Source organism: Bacillus mycoides (assembly GCF_000832605.1).
Taxonomy (GTDB): Bacteria; Bacillota; Bacilli; order Bacillales; family Bacillaceae_G; genus Bacillus_A; species Bacillus_A mycoides.
Genome location: NZ_CP009692.1, coordinates 5,226,687 through 5,243,601 on the forward strand (window position 1 = coordinate 5,226,687; position 16,915 = coordinate 5,243,601).

Genomic DNA, 16,915 nt, shown 5'->3' on the forward strand with positions numbered 1-16,915 from the left:
AACTAACCCCCTTGCATTATATTTTTTTAAAATTTATAATAGGGGTGACGAGTATACGGAATGTCCGTTATTTAGTTTTGAGTCGATTTTTCAAACTTTGGGTCACGTGTTACCAGCACGTGGCTTTTTTCTTTTTCTAAACTTTTTATACGTACCGTTTATTAAGCACTTTTAACGGTGAAAACTCCTTATGTCTATCTCTTACGTCATTACCGAATAAATTTACATACGTTCTAACAATTTCCATATTGGTGTGTCCTAGTATGGCTTGCAGTTCAAATATATTTGCCCCTTGTTGGACACTTAGCTTTGCAAACGTATGTCTAAACGTGTGAGGACTGCAACGCACATCTTTTATTTGTGCCATGTTGCCGTATATAGATATTCGTTGCTGTATTCCTCTTCTGGTAAGGCGTGTTCCATCAACAGTGACAAACAAAGCACTACTTTCAACATACCCACGAATAGCGATATACTTTTTCAGTTGGCTTTTCATATCTTTTTGTATAGGCACTTGCCGTTCTCGATAGCTTTTAGCGTTACGAATTACAAGCAAACTATCCTCCCAGCGTATATCCTTTACAGACAGCCCCACTAGTTCATTTATACGTATACCTGTTTCAAGCATTAACATCATAATTGTGTAATCCCTAACGCCCGTAAATGTCCTTAAATTAGGCTGACGGAATAGCTTATTAAGCTGTTCTTTTGAAAAAGTAGGAATAATACGTTTCCTGTCTTTCAACAACTTAATGTTTTCCATTGGATTTCTAGGAATGTGCTTCTGCTTGTATAAAAAGTTATAAAAGGCACGTAATGCACGTAAACGAGTGTTAATAGAAACTACTTTAATTCCCCTATAATTTTTCATGTAAAGTATCACGTTTTCTTTTACATGTTCTTCTGTCATGTTGTAAGGCTTTAGAATAGAAACGTCTATTTCTTGTTCAGTTAATAAATTAAGAAAAGCTTGTAACTCATTTAAATAATATTTAATGGTAAACGGTCTAAGATTTCTTAATTCACAGTCCTTCACAAACAAAGTGATAGCTTCATCAAACGTTTCAACATAAGATTTACTTTGTTTTTTAATAACAGCTAATTCACTTTCATCTAAAGTGTTTTTTCTTCTAGCCAAAAGTTAACCACCTTTCTTTACCTGTGAACACGACCAATGAATACGATTTTAAAAGTGGATTTTTCAAGCAAAATTACCCCTGAAAACACAAAAAAACGCCTTCCTACAAAACTGTAGAAAGACGTTTTAAACGTTGCTATTACTTAATTCTTCTGTAATTCACGATAACCATTTAACGATACCGATGGTCGGGGTCGAACCGACACTCCCGAAGGAACACGATTTTGAGTCCCAAAAAACACCGTACATATAATGAAATCAACAACCACAACAGTTATTGAATTATTCGCTTTTTCAATCAACACGATTACTGACTATTATGCCTCTGTTCCTCAAAATCGTCAAGCTCTTAATTAACTTGTTTATTGAATTTTGCTTGCCCTAATTGCTTATACTTCTTTATTAGTCGAATTTCAAAATCTCTCGCTTCCTTCTCTTTGTCAAATTCACCAACAATTTTATAATCGATATTACCATCCTGCATAAGTTGTCGATGAATCGAGTTTCTTCTATTATATATCCTTCTACATCTATACCAAACTCCACTCCCAACATAAACGACTTCATTATTGAGCCAATGCTCATAAACAGTATATTTGTTCACCTTTCGAAGTTCATTTGGATTAATCTTATATTTCTTTATAAGCTGAATTACTTTTTGAAAAGTTATGTCGTAAATCTTCGCAATATCTTGGTTCGTCATCTTGTCAGATAAATGCTGAATCAGTTTTTCTTTTATTGGTAGCAATTTAATCCCTCCTGATATTACTTATATCGAGAAAATGACGAATGTAAAATAAAGTTAGCACTTTTTATTTCACAGAATAATCAAGGAGATAAATTCTTATCAAACGAATTAAGGAGCGATTAATATGGGAGATGGAATAATTAAAAGAAGAAGAACTTTTGATGAAGTTGAACTTACTGTCAAAGATGTAGTAGAAGCTATCCAACGTTTAAGTAATGAAGAAAGATGGAAGTTATTAGATATTTTATATCATGAATACTACAATCCAACAGATAAAAAGGCTATTCCTGTAGATTATTAAGGTGAAAAGTAACTTTCATAATCTCAAAACCTATCAAAAGCCCCATAATACTCACTGTCGAATTTTATGAAGATCAAATACAATTACGTCAACTCAACTTCTAAAGGTTCATACGAATCAATCTGATAATCATTTTTTTGATAACCTAAATAAAAAGGGCATCATCTCTGTAAAAATGCACTGATACGATTTCCCTTTCTTCTATTTAAAATAAAATTGATACTTTATTCTTAATAGATTACTATGCCAATAAAATGTATAATTTATAATTAGTAATATATTACTAAAATTCCGATTAAGTTAGGTGATAATTATGGGAACTACTGCATTAGGGACCTTTTTAAAAATGTTTGGTGGCAAATTTTTTTCTTTTCTATTCCCTAAAATAAAAAATTCAAAGTTTTTTCGTGATATTAAAGACAAATGGGTCAAAGATAATTATGCACAAAAAACAACTTTAATGTTCCAAGCAGCTATTGACGATGCCAAATCCTCACTAGATTTACCAGAAGAATTGGTCGTTAAATTGTTAGAGGATCCAATAAACAGAGACGAAGTATTTCTTTGGATTTTAAAAGGGGCTCCGGAAAATATTGATGAAAATAATTTAAATCTCGAACCCTATATGGAATCTTTTCCTCAATATCAAGATTTACTTAGACCCTTTTTCGAGTTAATATCCTTTAGTTTAAATGATTATAAAACAAAACATTGGGAACCTGAATTTTTAGAGCTACTTAGTAAAATTGACAATTTAGAACAAATTACAAAAACAGGATTTGACAAAGTAATACAAAAACAATCGGTAACAATAGACCTAGTACAAGAGAATAATCGTTATTTGAAAGAAGTTATAACTCCTACCGAATTTAATGATTTAAACGATTTGATAAAATCCGGAAAATTGATTGCAGCGCGAGAGAAAGCAACTGAAAGATTGAAAAAATTCAATTTAAAACGAAACGAAACATTAGAATTACATCTAATAATAGCCAATACTTATATTGAAAGCAGGGATTATGATGATGCTATAAAACATCTATATACTGCTATCACACATTGTGACCACGAACCTAAAAAGAAAAGGTTAGAAGCATTAGTAAATTTATTTCAAAATCGTTTTGAACAGGCTTATAATTTAATTGAACAGGCTATTGAAATTGAAGGCGAATCTCATGAAAATATAAATATTCAAATCAATATTCTTATTAAACAAGAAAGGTTTGATGAAGCCCTTAAAATGGTTGAAAATCAAGCAGGGGAAGAATTCAAATTATTAGAAGCTAATATTTGGCTCTCTTCAAATAAATTCGAAAAAACCCTTGATATGGCTAATCAAAAGCTAAGCGAAACCCCACTCAATGTTGATTGGTTAATGTTAAAAGCTGAAGCATCCATTTTACGGATTGAACATGATATAGCAAATAATAAAACTATTTATCCTGAGGAAACGCTCAATGAAATCATGCCTTTATTTGAAAAAGTAGAAAAACAAACTAGTGAAAATACTGCCATATTGCATAGGATAAAAGAATTAAAATCCGCTTTATATTTCAGAAATAATAAATACTCAGAAGCAAAATTAATACTTGAAGAAATCTTTCAATCTAATAAAGATTTCTCCAGCTTAGTTTTCAATAATCTTTTATTAAATTGTTTGTATAGTGAGGACTGGAAGAAAGCAATTAGTTTATTGGAAGAAAAAAAGTTAAAACAAGACCTTGCTGAGAAAGAGATTATTACATTAGCTGATGTATATATAAGAGTAAGAAAAGCTGAACAAGCCATCTCCATTTTACAAATTAATGAGTCAAAATTTCACATTAATTCTAAATTTCCTTTTAGCTACTATTTCTCTTATATAAATGCACTGTTCTCACTTTTAAAACATACTGAAATTAGAACGCTAATCAATTCTGTAGAACAAAAAACGAATAGCAATGTAACAATAAGTATTTTAAGAGGCTATTACTCATTTAAAAAACATGAATGGGATAATGTTATTAATTATCTTGAACCTAATATTGATAAGTTAGAGAGCGATGCATTAATTGAATGTGAAAATTGTTTAACTCAAGCCTATGTAAATAGAGGCACAATAGAAGATTTCCAAAAACTCAAGAAAATCATCCTAAATATCCCAAATTGGATTCAACATGAATTTTTACTAGAACGATACGTGCAGGCACTTTATCATCTCGGAGAATATGAAAATATCATCGCTCTAGATAAACAGTTACCGTATAAATCAATATTTTCACTCAATGTTTTATCATATATTTATTTCAGCCTAGGTTGGTATGAGATAGCAAAAGAAAATTATCTTTCTCTATACCAACAAACAGGAACCCTCGATTATCAATTACGTTATGCAAATTGCTTATACCGTCTTGGGAACACCACGGATTGTGTGGATATATTATCCTCGGCAGAAATCCGAGTTAGAAAATCTGGGGAATTTGAAGATTATCAATTACTATGTTTAGCTTTTTTAGATGCTAAGGAATATAGAAAAGCAATGGAATTTGCATATCTAACCTTTATGGCTGGAAAAGATAATCCAAAAGTCTGGGGCTTCTTCTTCTTTCAAATGTCTCAGTTAAGTCAATTTGTTGATAATCCAGATGAAGGATGGATACAAGAATATCAACGAACAATTGATGATTTTGAAAAGGTATTTCCAGATGAAGAACCATTTTTAAGAAAAATTCCAGTTTTAGAAGGAGAGAATTTATCCAATGAATTAATTAAAGAACTAAAGCATTCGACTGATGCAGCTACATATATAAACTCAGCATTATCAGAGCATCGGTCCCCTTTAAATTTTTTAATTAGCACAATGAATAGAGGCCCATTTGAAACTTGGGGGCACGTAGTAAATGAAAAAGACGCCCATCTTTGGATTATAGACGGTTCCTATAAGGAGTTATTTGATGGATCTAAAACAGCTTATTTTTCTCGTAATGTTTTATGTGATTTTACTAGCCTACTCGCCATTAAAAATCTTGAACTTCTTGAAACTCTAAGTGCAAGTTTCCAATTATATATTCATCAAGAACAATTTGATACAGCTTTTCAAGAATATACTCAAAATAAATTACAAACAGAAAAAGGCTTGGAGCTCATATCTTATAAAGATGGAAATGTACAAATGACAAAATATACACCTGAACAAATAAGAGACACACTAAAAAACCAAGAAGAGTTATTTGCATGGATTAATAAAAATTGTAAAAAAGTAGGAAATGTCATTAGTAATAATCATAAAGCGAATTACAAAGATGATAATTTAGCTTTTTTAAACCGTCCGCTAGAAATATGTAGTAACAATAAATGGACTATGTTAGTAGATAGTTTATTAGTAAAAAATTATGCCCAGCAATATTACAAAGTAAATTGCTTTTCAACTTTGGATTTTATCAATTCACTTTTTGCGCAGGAAATCATTAATTCTGAAACGAGAAACAAATGTACTGGCAAGCTATTAATGATGGGCTATGTATTGATTCCAGTTAATTCAGATGTATTTATTTATTACTTAAAGGAAAATAATTACAAAATAACCGATGAAATTTCACTTCTCTTTGACTATTTAAAACTTGAATACTTCAATGAGCAATTCCTAATTAATGTTATTGGTGGAATTCTCGGCTGGGTATGGACAATAAATATCCCCTCAGATGATAGAAAAACATTAACTGAACACCTTTGTACATTATTAAGCACCAATAGAAATGAGTCCGTAGTTATCTCTAATATAATCGAACATAGCAAAGCACATTTTCAATCCTCTGGTGAAGAACAATGGATAAAGATGAGCGAATTTATAAAAACCTTACTAAAGAAAAAATGAAAAATTTAAATAAGACACGAAGAAGACCAATTTTATGTTGGTCTTCTTTAATGCACTTAACATATAGATCTCACGGGTCGCGGGAGTTTTGGTACCGTTGATGAAAACGCCCCCTCCTCGTTTATTACATGATATTTTTTGTTTTTTTCAAAAAGGGTAGGCGAGTACTTTATATCAATATCAAACCCCAAGATTATACAACCACCTTTTTCTTTTCATTCGCTCTAATAAAACCATAACTTACTGATCCCAAATTTTGTTTCTTTAATACACAATTTACTTTTTTCTGTAATTCAATTCTATTCTTCACAGTACCTTTTAAATGATGTAAAGCAATCTTTGCAATTAAGAATTTATATTGTTCCTCTTTTAAGCTATTTTTAAGATTTAACACTGCTTGTTTATCTACTTCCATTACGTTCAACTCCTTTATAAATAAAAAGGAAGCCAGAATATCTGACTTCCACATCCACAAAATATTGTATAACCTTAATCAGAGGTAATAACTAGTTTAGCAAGAGCTTGTGGGTTGAACACCGCACCATCCATATAAGCCTCAAGAAGAAATCCAATTGAACCTCGAAGAGCCTGTTCACTATCTTGAACTGTAATTAGCTCTGGGCCTTTCTTAATCATTACTGCATAGCCAGCTTCAATATTTCCGAACACACATGGAACTTGCCCAATAGCATCGCCAGCTTCTAAAGAATCAGTGACTATTAATTCTAAACCAAGAAAAGTATAAGATACTCGACCATTCACAATGCCGTTCTGCATATAGAAGTGGCCTGCTCCATCTTTCAACTTAGCGAGCCTATTAAAGAACGGGCGTGAAACAATAAACGCTGAACCTTGCAAGTATTCCGGATGAATTGATGTTGCCATATCGAGCATCTTATCCAACAATTCTTCATCAGTAACTGTCGTTGGTAAAGTAAACTTTCCAATCTCCTCATTAGGAACAATACCTTTAAACTCTTCTGACAAAGTACCTTGAAGGATTGATTTTTCAACAGCCTTGAATGTACGCTTTGCTAGTAAGTTAGGAATATATTCATCCATGTTAATTGCAGCATCATTAACTAATTGTGTTGTTAGAGAAAGATATGCTCCTACTCGCTTTTGGCCAAGTTCTACATGTCCAAGAGAAATTATACCCTCAGTTAGATTTTTCCCCTCACCCACAAAAGCCCCTACACCTGTTGATGTTTCTCTGGCAACTTTTAATGTTCCACTAACCGATGGAAACTTACGAGCACGAGCAAATACTGGAGAGGTTTCTTCTAATTTCTCAACAAGTATTTCTGCAACTGCTGTTGGAATTACAGCACTGCCCGCTGATGTCGTTTGAAGACCGAGAGAACGAGCTTCTTCAATTTCACCTTTAACAAATTCATTAAAAGCTCGATTTTCTAAACTTCTATCTTCCACTGCTTTATTCTTATAACTAGTTCCATATCGATGTTCAGTTTTCATATTGTTTTTGTTCTCCTCTTTATTTAATTTAATTTGTTTATCTAATTCTGTAGGTATTTCAACTTCTTCAATTAAATCAATGCCTCGAGCTGCGATTGTCGATTGAGAATACGCAGGATCTCGAACAACTGATACCTCAAATAATTCAAGTTCTTCAATTGTTCTCTCGTAAAGATTAGATTCGAGTAATTTCCAACTGTCTTTGATAGTACGGAAACCAAATGACATATTTCTGAGAATGCCAGAATCGATTAATTCGTAATAATCTTTTCCCCAAGAAGTAGGAGTAATGGTTGCTTCCATAAACAAACCTTGCTCATCTTCAGTTAGTTTCAAAGAGTTATTACGAGTGGAAGCCAAAAGTAATTTGCTCTTATGCTCAGCCAGGAAATCAATATCTTTCGATGCTGTTTGAATAGCACGAGAGAATGCTCCTTTAGCAATCTTTTCAACAAATCGTTTTGTAACTCCCAATACGTTACTTAACTGACCAGTTTTGTTGACATAACCGGAAACTGTCATTGTTCCACCAGTGTTTGCACGTAATTTTGCATCTTGAACTCGAAGTTCCATTTTCATTCTTAATTACTTCCTTTCTAATTTCTATAAAATTGCTTTTAAAAGCAATTAGGGATAAAAATAAAAAAAGATGATACAAAAGTATCATCTAAATCCTGATTCTGTGTTGGTGCGATAACTAAATAAAACACTCAAAATATATATTCAAGTGCTTTATTTAATCATCCTTCAAGGAGGTGAGATCCAAACAGATTCTAAAGTTCGAATTAAGGAGCTCTAAAAACATAATGGATCTCTAACTTTATATGCATAACTGCAACTGGAGCTTCTTCCTGACTTTCCACATCAAGAAGAAAGAAATATGGAAAACAATAAAGAATTAGAAATAAGGGAAATAAGGGAAATAAGTTCCACTCGTCAAAACCTCTCTATTGTATATATACACGAAAGACTTTTTTAAGACAGTTAAATTGCCTATTTATGAAACTTTTTATCTCTCTAATATTAATATATGTTTCCGACACTTTTTGTACGACTTCCCTTCATTTCCTTCCATTTTTCTTTTATTCTTTTCACCTCTTCATTGTCTTCATGTTGAATAGGCTTAACGGTTATATGCTTAACTTGATTTGGAACTTTAAGAGGCTTAGTAATTTGGACCCTTTCTCCAAAGCCATGACGATCTATTTCAACAAACATTTTAAATACCTCCTAGATTTCGAAATTTATCCATTCTTTCAATAATCGTCGCATTCTTGCAGATGGAATATAGCAATACATTTGTTCATTATTTCTGATGCATCCTCTAAACAAGAATTGGATTAAATCTGATATTGCTAACAACTCTTCATCAACTTCAACTCCTCTGTACGAAAAGAATTGATATTCATTTGGATTCATGAATCTATTTAGAAGAAATGCGGTTGCTTTTCTATCAGCATAATCATTTGTTGCTCTAGTATTAAAAGGAACGAAATTATCTTTAGAACGATCATCTTTTTTATTTAACTTACATTTCACATTTTTTAGAGACACAGCATGTCCTTTAAATGACGTCCAAAACAACTCATCATTAGCAACAGGATTTTGAGTTCTGAAAATGGAAACTAAGTTTTTCTTTATCTGTTCAATCTGTTTGGCATCAGCTTTGTCATACCAGTTTTTAGACAAAGATTTTTCAGGATTGTTCCTCTTATTCAAGTAATTTGAGTTCATCGAGCTCTTTCTTCCAGTAGAAGCCTGGTAGTCTTCATAGATAGTTAGCAGGCTGCCAATTAAATTTCTTGGTTCCTGAGTTCTATCATATGTTACTAGCTCATATTTCATTTCATCCTTTCTTCGAACAGAATATTTCTCATAACTAATATTTTTCATTTCGTAGTAGTACTTCTGAATTTGACCATCGAATAAATAAGTTAGTATATATACATCTTTAAATGACTTGAAGTTACTTACAGGCATGGTCCAAAAAATGATGGAATTATTATGGAGAAACAGATTTTTCTTTAGACTAAGTATTTTTATGTCACTGAATTTCTTTCCTTGATAAAGTGGGTCTAACCAGGAGATTTGCCCGTCTTCCTCGATTTTAATAAGATTCGAATCAATCATTACTCTAATGTCATCTTTATCAACATCACTAACTGTATCAAGAACGTTTGCTACTTCATCCATAATAAGAACGTATCCTTCTTTTTTTATATTGAATAAAGTTTCTTCATCAAGCCTAGCAAATAATTCATGAGTCATAACAATATTTACTGCGTCTTCAACAAGAGTCTTAACATGATTTATTTTCTTTCCATTTCCAGATTTAGCATTCGGTTCAAAGAATTCTTTAATAGTCTGATTTTTAATTCTTTCCACTTCTGTCAAAAACGGTGTAACATATATAAACAACTTATCCATATGTTCATTCATATATTGAATTGCATAACTTGTTTTACCTGCTCCACAAATAGCATCAATAACTTTAACAGTCATTTTTCATTCCTCCGTTTGGTTAATTTCCTTATGTTATATTTCTATCTGCTATAACCAAAACGTAAATGGAATGAAGGAACTTTTTAAAGGTTATTTTCCCAGCAGCACTACTGACGTATGTCTTTTTTCTCGAACCTTTTAGGTTCTCGAAGAAATGATTTTTTATATTATTCTTTTTTACGAAAAAGTCCCAAAAGTATTGCGGTTGATACATTTCCAACGAGTTTTTGCACACTTTTTATGCAATTACTTTGGACAATCGAAGATTGGACAAAAAGAACATTACGGTAGTCTAGCTGCTGAAAATTTGAAATGATACATCCTTGTATATAAAATGAGAATTTTATTATCTTTTTCAATGTTTGGCGCAAAAATTTATGAAGTGAGTAGTCTTAAATTAACGGGCAGTTTACTTTAAGAAGGATTAAACCCATCTAATCTAGAATATTAATACCCCAGAAAAATAGATTGAATAAATATGGGATATGCACCATGCTTAATTTATGACCAATGAATTTGGAAATACACTTTACAAAATTTAACACGGGAGAGATGACACTTGGATATTCCTACATATATAGATTTTCTTCGAAAAGCACTCAATAATATTGAGGAAGTTTATTTTGGAAATCAGAATTGGATCGATTCTATGCTAAATGTTCATAATGTTGAATCTCAGAATCGAGAAGAGTTAATACCGTATTTGAGTATGCATCACGAGCGAGTCTTCTGCTATGAACTTTATCATCAACTCCGCAAAATCATGGAACAAAATAAGCTGAATGAAAAGGTGATTTTGCAAGCTGAACTCCGCAAATCTCAAGTAGGCGGTGAAATCGAACAATTATATGGAATGCAAAGCACTGATGGCGTATATTATCCTGACTTCTTAATACATGAGCCTCAAACATTCGATAATCAAGACTTAATTATAGAAGTTAAAGCTAACCCTAGACTTACTGTTGCAGATATGAAAAAGGATATATTAAAAATCGATCAGTTCATAAACAAATATCAATATAAAAAAGGAATCTTCTTAGCAATAAATATTAGCGAAGATAGACGCAACCAGCTTTTAACAAATACTCACCTACTAAAGTGCTTAAAAGAACAAACTACATGTAAAAATGAAATCTTGCTTATGTTTAGAGAATCAGCTAAGAAACCTACAATCTCAAAAAATCTAGCAAGGTTGTTACAATGAACAAAATAGATAGCTTAAAATAAGGCTGTATAACCAGCCTTATTCTTGTTCAAAGTAAGTTTGTGAAATATTGTACTAAAATAAATGGCTGCTTTAGTTCAAGAAGGCGCAAAAGGACCACTTAGATCCTTTTTATTTTTAATAATAAAATAAAGATTTTATTATTAAAAAAGCCGAGCAATTAAGCTCGACTGCGAAATTGCTCAAATGTACTTCCCTTCAGATATGGAACTGCCCACATTCCATATAAACGTTCTTTAATGATGACTCTTCCAGCTCTACGAATTTGCAATTTCTTTTTATGTAATTTTTTCTCAATTTTAGGTTCTCCCTTTTCCTTCTCTTCCAATCTAATCTTATCGAATTCTTCATCTGTGGTTGCTCCATATTTCTCCCAAAAATGATAATTTTCATGGAGCCTTTGTCTAACTTCAATATCGTTATTATACTCATCTTTATTTGTTAAATAGTATAGGCAGTCTCTAAGAGCATCAATTTTCTCATGCATTATATCATCTTCTTGTAAAGAAGTATCTCTTCTTACTGTGTTCCATTCATTAATAAGCTGAACGAGTAATTTATCGACAACATTAACAGCATCTCCTACTGATTTCTGTCTATAATATCCATCACTGTAAAGATAATCTTTTTCAAGTTTGTAGTTTAACATTTAAATTCCTCCAATAATTTGTTTTTATATTTCTTACTTTGTCTTTTTATCTACAAGTTGACAGAGTGTAAAGCAAAATCAGAAAAAATTTTTTCATTAGTGTGAAAAACCAAGTATTATACTTGATCTTCACTCCAGTACTTGTCAAATTCAGTACCACCTAAAGCTGTAACTTTCCTTAGCACTTCCAAGTATTCATAAAAAGACCACCCTCCAATGTGAATAGGATAAGAATCTTCTGGTCTTTTAAACACTCTAGTATCATGTCGTTGCATTGCTCGATAGAACGCTTCCCTTTTATTTTCCGCATTACGGATTTCATCATTAATTAACGAACGCAAAGTATAAAGAATGTTGAGGTCTACTTGATAATTGTAGTCCCTCTCACGAATAATTCTGTCCACTTTCTCCAAATCTGCCTTTGTAATATTTCTTGCGTCGAATCTTTCTTTTTGCACATTTGTCATAATAATAACCTCCAGTATTTTTTTGTTTACACTACTCTTATATCCCGAACGTATGTTTTTTAAAGCAGAAAATGTGACGGATTTGTGAACAAATAAAAAAAGACCTGACATCAGTCAGATCAATAATCTTCATCTAGCGGTTCATAATATTTACTTCCTATGAACTCTTCAGTACCCTATATCTCTTATAGTATTTAAACAACTTCAATTTCTACTTCGGTCACAATTGCATCTCCTGCCCATGTCTCCAAATCGGTTTTTACTAGGAAATCTGCTATCGCAAGACACATTTCATCAGACAATAACGGAACCGCTTGTTTGACGATATTAGAAGGAACATATCCATACTCTTCACTAGCTTTCTCCCATTCTTTATGTGTCTTTTCCATTAAATCAATGAAATTAGGAATGAAGGCAAATTCTTCTCTAAATGTGTCCCATTCAAATTCACCAAAGTACTTATAAAAGAATCCCTCACTTGAAAAATCCGTAATAAACGCCTTCATAGTTTCGCTCGCACATACAAACTTTCTAAAATGATACTCAATAGCTTCCTCACTCGAATTCGCTTTTACCACGCTAATTAACTTATCATCTTCAACACTTTCAGCAAGACATACGGCATATAAAGACATCCCAATTCCTCCACTCATATTCTCATTATAAGGAAAAACATGACAAATAATATAAACTTATTATCTATCATGTTCCTATTCAACACAAGACAATCTGGAGCTTCTGGGAACTATTCTAATCAATCTCAATAAGGTAAATCGCCCGTATTCTCTTCAAGCCAGTTATACATGAGCACTTTATCACTCTTGCCTTCAAAATCCTTTTTACCATACTTCATATCATGATGATGAGCTGTTTTCTTTAAGAATCCATAAACATATGAATCAACGCAATTAACTTCTAAATGAATTCCTCGTTCAATCGCTTCGTACATAAACTTATTTACAATATCCAAATACGTTTTCTTATCCCATCTTCCAGTACTGAATTCTTGATATTTATGTACCGATTCTAGTACTTGTTTTTTAAAAAGAGACATTTTATTCATATTTAGCGTAAGATTGTTAACTTGAGCGTCAGCGCTATTGTTAACAATTATATTATCTTTATTATTTTTATCTTGTTCTTTTTTATTTTTCTTTTTAATAGTTGATCCCTTTTGTACAGGCTTGCCGTTACCTTTGGGTAATGCTAGGGTTTCCCTTTTGGAAAGGCTGGATTGACTTTCTCGCTGTGCTGTCTCTGGATTTGTTGATACATCCAGGTCTTCCCTTTCGGAAGAGCTAGGATTTACCTCCGAAAGTAATTCTTGAACAATCTTGTCTGTGATACAAAAGTACTTCTTTGATGGTACTCCCATAACCTTGGTTTCAACATAACCAGCTTGCTCCAATTCCTTAATAGCTTTTAACTGTTTTTTATATGACAAAGCTGTTTCTTCTTCCAAAGTGTCACTTGTTAAAAAGAAATACTCTTTTCCATCTTTAATCGTTAGCATACCTTTACTGCCAAAGCTTTCATAACTTGAACACAACTGTCCAAAAATAATAGCTCCATTAACTGATACTGTATGAGCTAAAGCTTTGTTATACATGACAAATCCGTTTCCACTTAAAACCGATATTAGTTTCATGCTTCTCCCGACTCCCCTTGACACAGAAGAAAAAGGCTACATATAATACTGATGTAGAAGTTATTCTTCTGCTCTTATTTATTAAGAGATGGTAGAGCGGCCAAACTCATATACCATCTCTTATTTAATTATATATATTATCTGAATATTCGTAAATCTAAAGATTCAAACCTTTCAGTGCCCCATATTCTTTATGCTTCTGTTCCAAATCTTGCCCCCACAGATTTACATATCTTTTAGTGACTGTAATATCTGTATGACCAAGTAAATGCATTAAAGAAAAAGCATCTAAGCCAGATACTATCATTCTTTTTGCCATAGTGTGTCTGAATGTATGAGGACTAACTCGTTTACTTATCTTAGCCTCCTTACCGTACTTTGTAAGCCTCGTTTGAATGCTATGAGGATGCAACTCCTTATTATTTTGACTAATAAACAGCTTGTTCGTAGCAACTTCACCTCGAACTTTAATATAACTTTCTAATCGCTCTTGAGTCGTATCAGATAAATAAACTGTTCTTTCAAATAGATTTTTTGTACTTCTTATAATTAATTTGTTATGTCGAACATCCTCTACATTAATCCCAATTAGTTCAGACAATCTTACTCCTGTATCTAGAAAAACAAGTAAGATCACTTCATCTCTAAAACCAACAAACGTTTTTTGTTTTCTAATTGTTTTAATCAATTTCTCTATCTCTTGATTATCTAAAGTTTCGATTGTTTTCTGTCTATCACGTAATAATTTGATATTCTTCATCGGATTCTTATCGATCAGTTTATGCTTATCTAAAAAGTTATAAAATGATCGGAGAGCACGTAAACGAGTATTAATAGTTGTGACCTTCATCAACTGTTTACTTTTCAAAATTAAATCCTCTACGTCCTTCTGCTCCCATTCCACTAACTGTTTATTAATAATTTTCTTTGCACCATGAAATTCATTTTTGTAGTACCCTATTGTTGCTGGTCTCAAGTTTCTTAAATAACAATCCTTAAAAAATTTTTCATAAGCTTCTTCATCAGAGATTTTCTTCTTAATAATTTTTAATTCTTCATCTGTTAATTCTCCACGTCTTTTCACTATAACCTCCTACGCACACGATTCACCGCACACGATTTTAGATTATTTTGTCGTGTTGAAAAAACAAAAAAAAGACTCCAACATTTCTGTTGAAGTCTTGATTTCATCACGTTACATGATACCGATGGTCGGGGTCGAACCGACACTCCCGAAGGAACACGATTTTGAGTCGTGCGCGTCTGCCAATTCCGCCACATCGGCATAAAAGAAAGGCGGCAACCGGATTTGAACCGGTGGTAAAGGTTTTGCAGACCTCTGCCTTACCACTTGGCTATGCCGCCATATGAAGTTAAAATGGAGCGGAAGACGGGATTCGAACCCGCGACCCCAACCTTGGCAAGGTTGTATTCTACCACTGAACTACTTCCGCAAAAATGGCTGGGCTAGCTGGATTCGAACCAGCGCATGACGGAGTCAAAGTCCGTTGCCTTACCGCTTGGCTATAGCCCACCGAAGTTTTACTTAATTATATGTAAGTATCCATTAATTTATTTGTAATTTTTAAAAAATAAAAATGGGGCGACTGATGGGAATTGAACCCACGAATGCCGGAGCCACAATCCGGTGCGTTAACCACTTCGCCACAACCGCCATGTTGTGTTTATATATTTGGCAGGGGCAGTAGGAATTGAACCCACACTGGAGGTTTTGGAGACCTCAGTTCTACCTTTAAACTATGCCCCTATGTAAAATGGTGGAGGGGGGCAGATTCGAACTGCCGAACCCGAAGGAGCGGATTTACAGTCCGCCGCGTTTAGCCACTTCGCTACCCCTCCGAAACTTACATGGTGCCGGCTAGAGGACTTGAACCCCCAACCTACTGATTACAAGTCAGTTGCTCTACCAATTGAGCTAAGCCGGCATATTTTATTAAAATGGTGGCTCGGGACGGAATCGAACCGCCGACACGAGGATTTTCAGTCCTCTGCTCTACCGACTGAGCTACCGAGCCTTATTAAAATGGCGGTCCCGACCGGGGTCGAACCGGCGATCTCCTGCGTGACAGGCAGGCATGTTAACCACTACACCACGGGACCATTTGGTTGCGGGGACAGGATTTGAACCTGCGACCTTCGGGTTATGAGCCCGACGAGCTACCGTACTGCTCCACCCCGCGATAATATTATTTATATAATTATATGATAAGTGTTAGCAACCACATTACGAGAATGTTTGGTTGCGGGGACAGGATTTGAACCTGCGACCTTCGGGTTATGAGCCCGACGAGCTACCGTACTGCTCCACCCCGCGACAATATTATTCATATAATTTATATGGTGGAGGATGACGGGATCGAACCGCCGACCCCCTGCTTGTAAGGCAGGTGCTCTCCCAGCTGAGCTAATCCTCCAAAAGTGGTGACCCGTACGGGATTCGAACCCGTGTTACCGCCGTGAAAGGGCGGTGTCTTAACCACTTGACCAACGGGCCAAATATTATAAATTCCTTATGGCGGAGAGCAAGGGATTCGAACCCTTGATACGCTTGTGACGTATACACGATTTCCAATCGTGCTCCTTCGGCCAACTCGGACAGCTCTCCAATGGCTCCGCAGGTAGGAATCGAACCTACGACCGATCGGTTAACAGCCGATAGCTCTACCGCTGAGCTACTGCGGAATAATATTGCCTGGCAACGTCCTACTCTCACAGGGACAAGGTCCCAACTACCATCGGCGCTAGAGAGCTTAACTTCCGTGTTCGGTATGGGAACGGGTGTGACCTCTCTGCCATCATTACCAGACATTATTCTTTTGAGACAATCATTATTATAACTTATTCACCCTGAAAGTCAATAAGTTTTTTATATTCTCTCAAAACTAGA

General features: G+C 33.9%; 14 protein-coding genes, 16 tRNA genes and 1 rRNA gene. 3 read left to right on the top strand and 28 right to left on the bottom strand.

Annotated features, from left to right (window positions below; all coding sequences use genetic code 11):
• Positions 1 to 145: 145 nt before the first annotated feature.
• Together BG05_RS28525 and BG05_RS28530 are read right to left on the bottom strand one after the other, a co-directional pair.
• Positions 146 to 1,138, bottom strand: coding sequence for a tyrosine-type recombinase/integrase (locus BG05_RS28525; protein WP_003193446.1), 993 nt, complete (start codon positions 1,136 to 1,138; stop codon positions 146 to 148).
• A 349-nt stretch (positions 1,139 to 1,487) separates the two neighbouring features.
• On the bottom strand, positions 1,488 to 1,886 hold the full coding sequence (locus BG05_RS28530) for a hypothetical protein (protein WP_003193444.1): 399 nt from the start codon (positions 1,884 to 1,886) through the stop codon (positions 1,488 to 1,490).
• 124 nt (positions 1,887 to 2,010) lie between these two features.
• On the opposite strand from BG05_RS28530, the gene BG05_RS31245 reads away from it, so the two are divergent.
• Both BG05_RS31245 and BG05_RS28535 read left to right on the top strand, forming a co-directional pair.
• Positions 2,011 to 2,187 carry a hypothetical protein gene (locus tag BG05_RS31245; protein ID WP_003193442.1) on the top strand — a complete coding sequence of 59 codons (177 nt, stop codon included), beginning with the start codon at positions 2,011 to 2,013 and terminating at the stop codon, positions 2,185 to 2,187.
• Between the two features lie 313 nt (positions 2,188 to 2,500).
• The gene (locus BG05_RS28535) at positions 2,501 to 6,040 is read left to right on the top strand and encodes a tetratricopeptide repeat protein (protein ID WP_003193440.1); all 3,540 of its coding nucleotides are present in this window, start codon (positions 2,501 to 2,503) and stop codon (positions 6,038 to 6,040) included.
• Between the two features lie 193 nt (positions 6,041 to 6,233).
• On the opposite strand, the gene BG05_RS28540 is transcribed toward BG05_RS28535, so the two are convergent.
• The 4 genes from BG05_RS28540 to BG05_RS28555 form a co-directional block, all read right to left on the bottom strand.
• The gene (locus BG05_RS28540; RefSeq protein WP_002169500.1) at positions 6,234 to 6,455 is read right to left on the bottom strand and encodes a hypothetical protein; all 222 of its coding nucleotides are present in this window, start codon (positions 6,453 to 6,455) and stop codon (positions 6,234 to 6,236) included.
• 74 nt (positions 6,456 to 6,529) lie between these two features.
• Positions 6,530 to 8,095 carry a phage major capsid protein gene (locus tag BG05_RS28545; protein WP_003193438.1) on the bottom strand — a complete coding sequence of 522 codons (1,566 nt, stop codon included), beginning with the start codon at positions 8,093 to 8,095 and terminating at the stop codon, positions 6,530 to 6,532.
• Between the two features lie 444 nt (positions 8,096 to 8,539).
• Complete coding sequence (locus BG05_RS28550) at positions 8,540 to 8,734, bottom strand: hypothetical protein (protein ID WP_003193436.1); 195 nt, start codon at positions 8,732 to 8,734, stop codon at positions 8,540 to 8,542.
• A gap of 12 nt (positions 8,735 to 8,746) precedes the next feature.
• Positions 8,747 to 10,018 (bottom strand): DEAD/DEAH box helicase family protein, encoded by a 1,272-nt coding sequence (locus BG05_RS28555; RefSeq protein ID WP_003193434.1) that lies wholly within the window; start codon positions 10,016 to 10,018, stop codon positions 8,747 to 8,749.
• Positions 10,019 to 10,577: 559 nt separating this feature from the next.
• On the opposite strand from BG05_RS28555, the gene BG05_RS28560 reads away from it, so the two are divergent.
• Positions 10,578 to 11,222, top strand: coding sequence for a hypothetical protein (locus BG05_RS28560; RefSeq protein ID WP_003193431.1), 645 nt, complete (start codon positions 10,578 to 10,580; stop codon positions 11,220 to 11,222).
• Positions 11,223 to 11,403: 181 nt separating this feature from the next.
• On the opposite strand, the gene BG05_RS28565 is transcribed toward BG05_RS28560, so the two are convergent.
• From BG05_RS28565 to rrf, 22 genes are all read right to left on the bottom strand, one after another.
• Positions 11,404 to 11,892: a hypothetical protein gene (locus BG05_RS28565; RefSeq protein WP_003193430.1), complete on the bottom strand. Its 489-nt coding sequence runs from the start codon at positions 11,890 to 11,892 to the stop codon at positions 11,404 to 11,406.
• Between the two features lie 116 nt (positions 11,893 to 12,008).
• Positions 12,009 to 12,359: a hypothetical protein gene (locus tag BG05_RS28570; protein ID WP_144402927.1), complete on the bottom strand. Its 351-nt coding sequence runs from the start codon at positions 12,357 to 12,359 to the stop codon at positions 12,009 to 12,011.
• Positions 12,360 to 12,553: 194 nt separating this feature from the next.
• The gene (locus BG05_RS28575) at positions 12,554 to 12,994 is read right to left on the bottom strand and encodes a hypothetical protein (RefSeq protein ID WP_033734519.1); all 441 of its coding nucleotides are present in this window, start codon (positions 12,992 to 12,994) and stop codon (positions 12,554 to 12,556) included.
• 125 nt (positions 12,995 to 13,119) lie between these two features.
• On the bottom strand, positions 13,120 to 14,007 hold the full coding sequence (locus tag BG05_RS28580; protein ID WP_003193422.1) for a hypothetical protein: 888 nt from the start codon (positions 14,005 to 14,007) through the stop codon (positions 13,120 to 13,122).
• 157 nt (positions 14,008 to 14,164) lie between these two features.
• On the bottom strand, positions 14,165 to 15,091 hold the full coding sequence (locus tag BG05_RS28585) for a tyrosine-type recombinase/integrase (RefSeq protein ID WP_003193420.1): 927 nt from the start codon (positions 15,089 to 15,091) through the stop codon (positions 14,165 to 14,167).
• 119 nt (positions 15,092 to 15,210) lie between these two features.
• Positions 15,211 to 15,292 (bottom strand) — tRNA-Leu (locus tag BG05_RS28590).
• 9 nt (positions 15,293 to 15,301) lie between these two features.
• Positions 15,302 to 15,372: transfer RNA gene (locus BG05_RS28595), tRNA-Cys, on the bottom strand.
• A 14-nt stretch (positions 15,373 to 15,386) separates the two neighbouring features.
• Positions 15,387 to 15,461, bottom strand: a tRNA-Gly gene (locus tag BG05_RS28600).
• A gap of 5 nt (positions 15,462 to 15,466) precedes the next feature.
• Positions 15,467 to 15,541 (bottom strand) — tRNA-Gln (locus BG05_RS28605).
• 65 nt (positions 15,542 to 15,606) lie between these two features.
• Positions 15,607 to 15,682: transfer RNA gene (locus BG05_RS28610), tRNA-His, on the bottom strand.
• Between the two features lie 19 nt (positions 15,683 to 15,701).
• Positions 15,702 to 15,775 (bottom strand) — tRNA-Trp (locus tag BG05_RS28615).
• A gap of 8 nt (positions 15,776 to 15,783) precedes the next feature.
• Positions 15,784 to 15,867, bottom strand: a tRNA-Tyr gene (locus BG05_RS28620).
• A gap of 10 nt (positions 15,868 to 15,877) precedes the next feature.
• Positions 15,878 to 15,953 (bottom strand) — tRNA-Thr (locus BG05_RS28625).
• 14 nt (positions 15,954 to 15,967) lie between these two features.
• Positions 15,968 to 16,043: transfer RNA gene (locus BG05_RS28630), tRNA-Phe, on the bottom strand.
• Positions 16,044 to 16,052: 9 nt separating this feature from the next.
• A tRNA-Asp gene (locus BG05_RS28635) sits at positions 16,053 to 16,128 on the bottom strand.
• Positions 16,129 to 16,131: 3 nt separating this feature from the next.
• Positions 16,132 to 16,208: transfer RNA gene (locus BG05_RS28640), tRNA-Met, on the bottom strand.
• 57 nt (positions 16,209 to 16,265) lie between these two features.
• A tRNA-Met gene (locus tag BG05_RS28645) sits at positions 16,266 to 16,342 on the bottom strand.
• A 24-nt stretch (positions 16,343 to 16,366) separates the two neighbouring features.
• Positions 16,367 to 16,442: transfer RNA gene (locus tag BG05_RS28650), tRNA-Val, on the bottom strand.
• Positions 16,443 to 16,447: 5 nt separating this feature from the next.
• Positions 16,448 to 16,522, bottom strand: a tRNA-Glu gene (locus tag BG05_RS28655).
• Between the two features lie 19 nt (positions 16,523 to 16,541).
• Positions 16,542 to 16,633, bottom strand: a tRNA-Ser gene (locus BG05_RS28660).
• Between the two features lie 2 nt (positions 16,634 to 16,635).
• A tRNA-Asn gene (locus BG05_RS28665) sits at positions 16,636 to 16,710 on the bottom strand.
• 8 nt (positions 16,711 to 16,718) lie between these two features.
• Positions 16,719 to 16,834, bottom strand: a 5S ribosomal RNA gene (gene rrf / locus BG05_RS28670).
• Between the last annotated feature and the right edge of the window lie 81 nt (positions 16,835 to 16,915).

Bases quoted from the DNA above. Each gene is read 5' to 3' on its own strand.
- BG05_RS28540 (WP_002169500.1), bottom strand. From the start codon at position 6,455: ATGGAAGTAGATAAACAAGCAGTGTTAAATCTTAAAAATAGCTTAAAA.
- BG05_RS28550 (WP_003193436.1), bottom strand. From the start codon at position 8,734: ATGTTTGTTGAAATAGATCGTCATGGCTTTGGAGAAAGGGTCCAAATT.
- BG05_RS28565 (WP_003193430.1), bottom strand. From the start codon at position 11,892: ATGTTAAACTACAAACTTGAAAAAGATTATCTTTACAGTGATGGATAT.
- BG05_RS28570 (WP_144402927.1), bottom strand. From the start codon at position 12,359: ATGACAAATGTGCAAAAAGAAAGATTCGACGCAAGAAATATTACAAAG.
- BG05_RS28580 (WP_003193422.1), bottom strand. From the start codon at position 14,007: ATGAAACTAATATCGGTTTTAAGTGGAAACGGATTTGTCATGTATAAC.
- BG05_RS31245 (WP_003193442.1), top strand. From the start codon at position 2,011: ATGGGAGATGGAATAATTAAAAGAAGAAGAACTTTTGATGAAGTTGAA.
- BG05_RS28535 (WP_003193440.1), top strand. From the start codon at position 2,501: ATGGGAACTACTGCATTAGGGACCTTTTTAAAAATGTTTGGTGGCAAA.
- BG05_RS28545 (WP_003193438.1), bottom strand. From the start codon at position 8,095: ATGAAAATGGAACTTCGAGTTCAAGATGCAAAATTACGTGCAAACACT.
- BG05_RS28575 (WP_033734519.1), bottom strand. From the start codon at position 12,994: ATGTCTTTATATGCCGTATGTCTTGCTGAAAGTGTTGAAGATGATAAG.
- BG05_RS28555 (WP_003193434.1), bottom strand. From the start codon at position 10,018: ATGACTGTTAAAGTTATTGATGCTATTTGTGGAGCAGGTAAAACAAGT.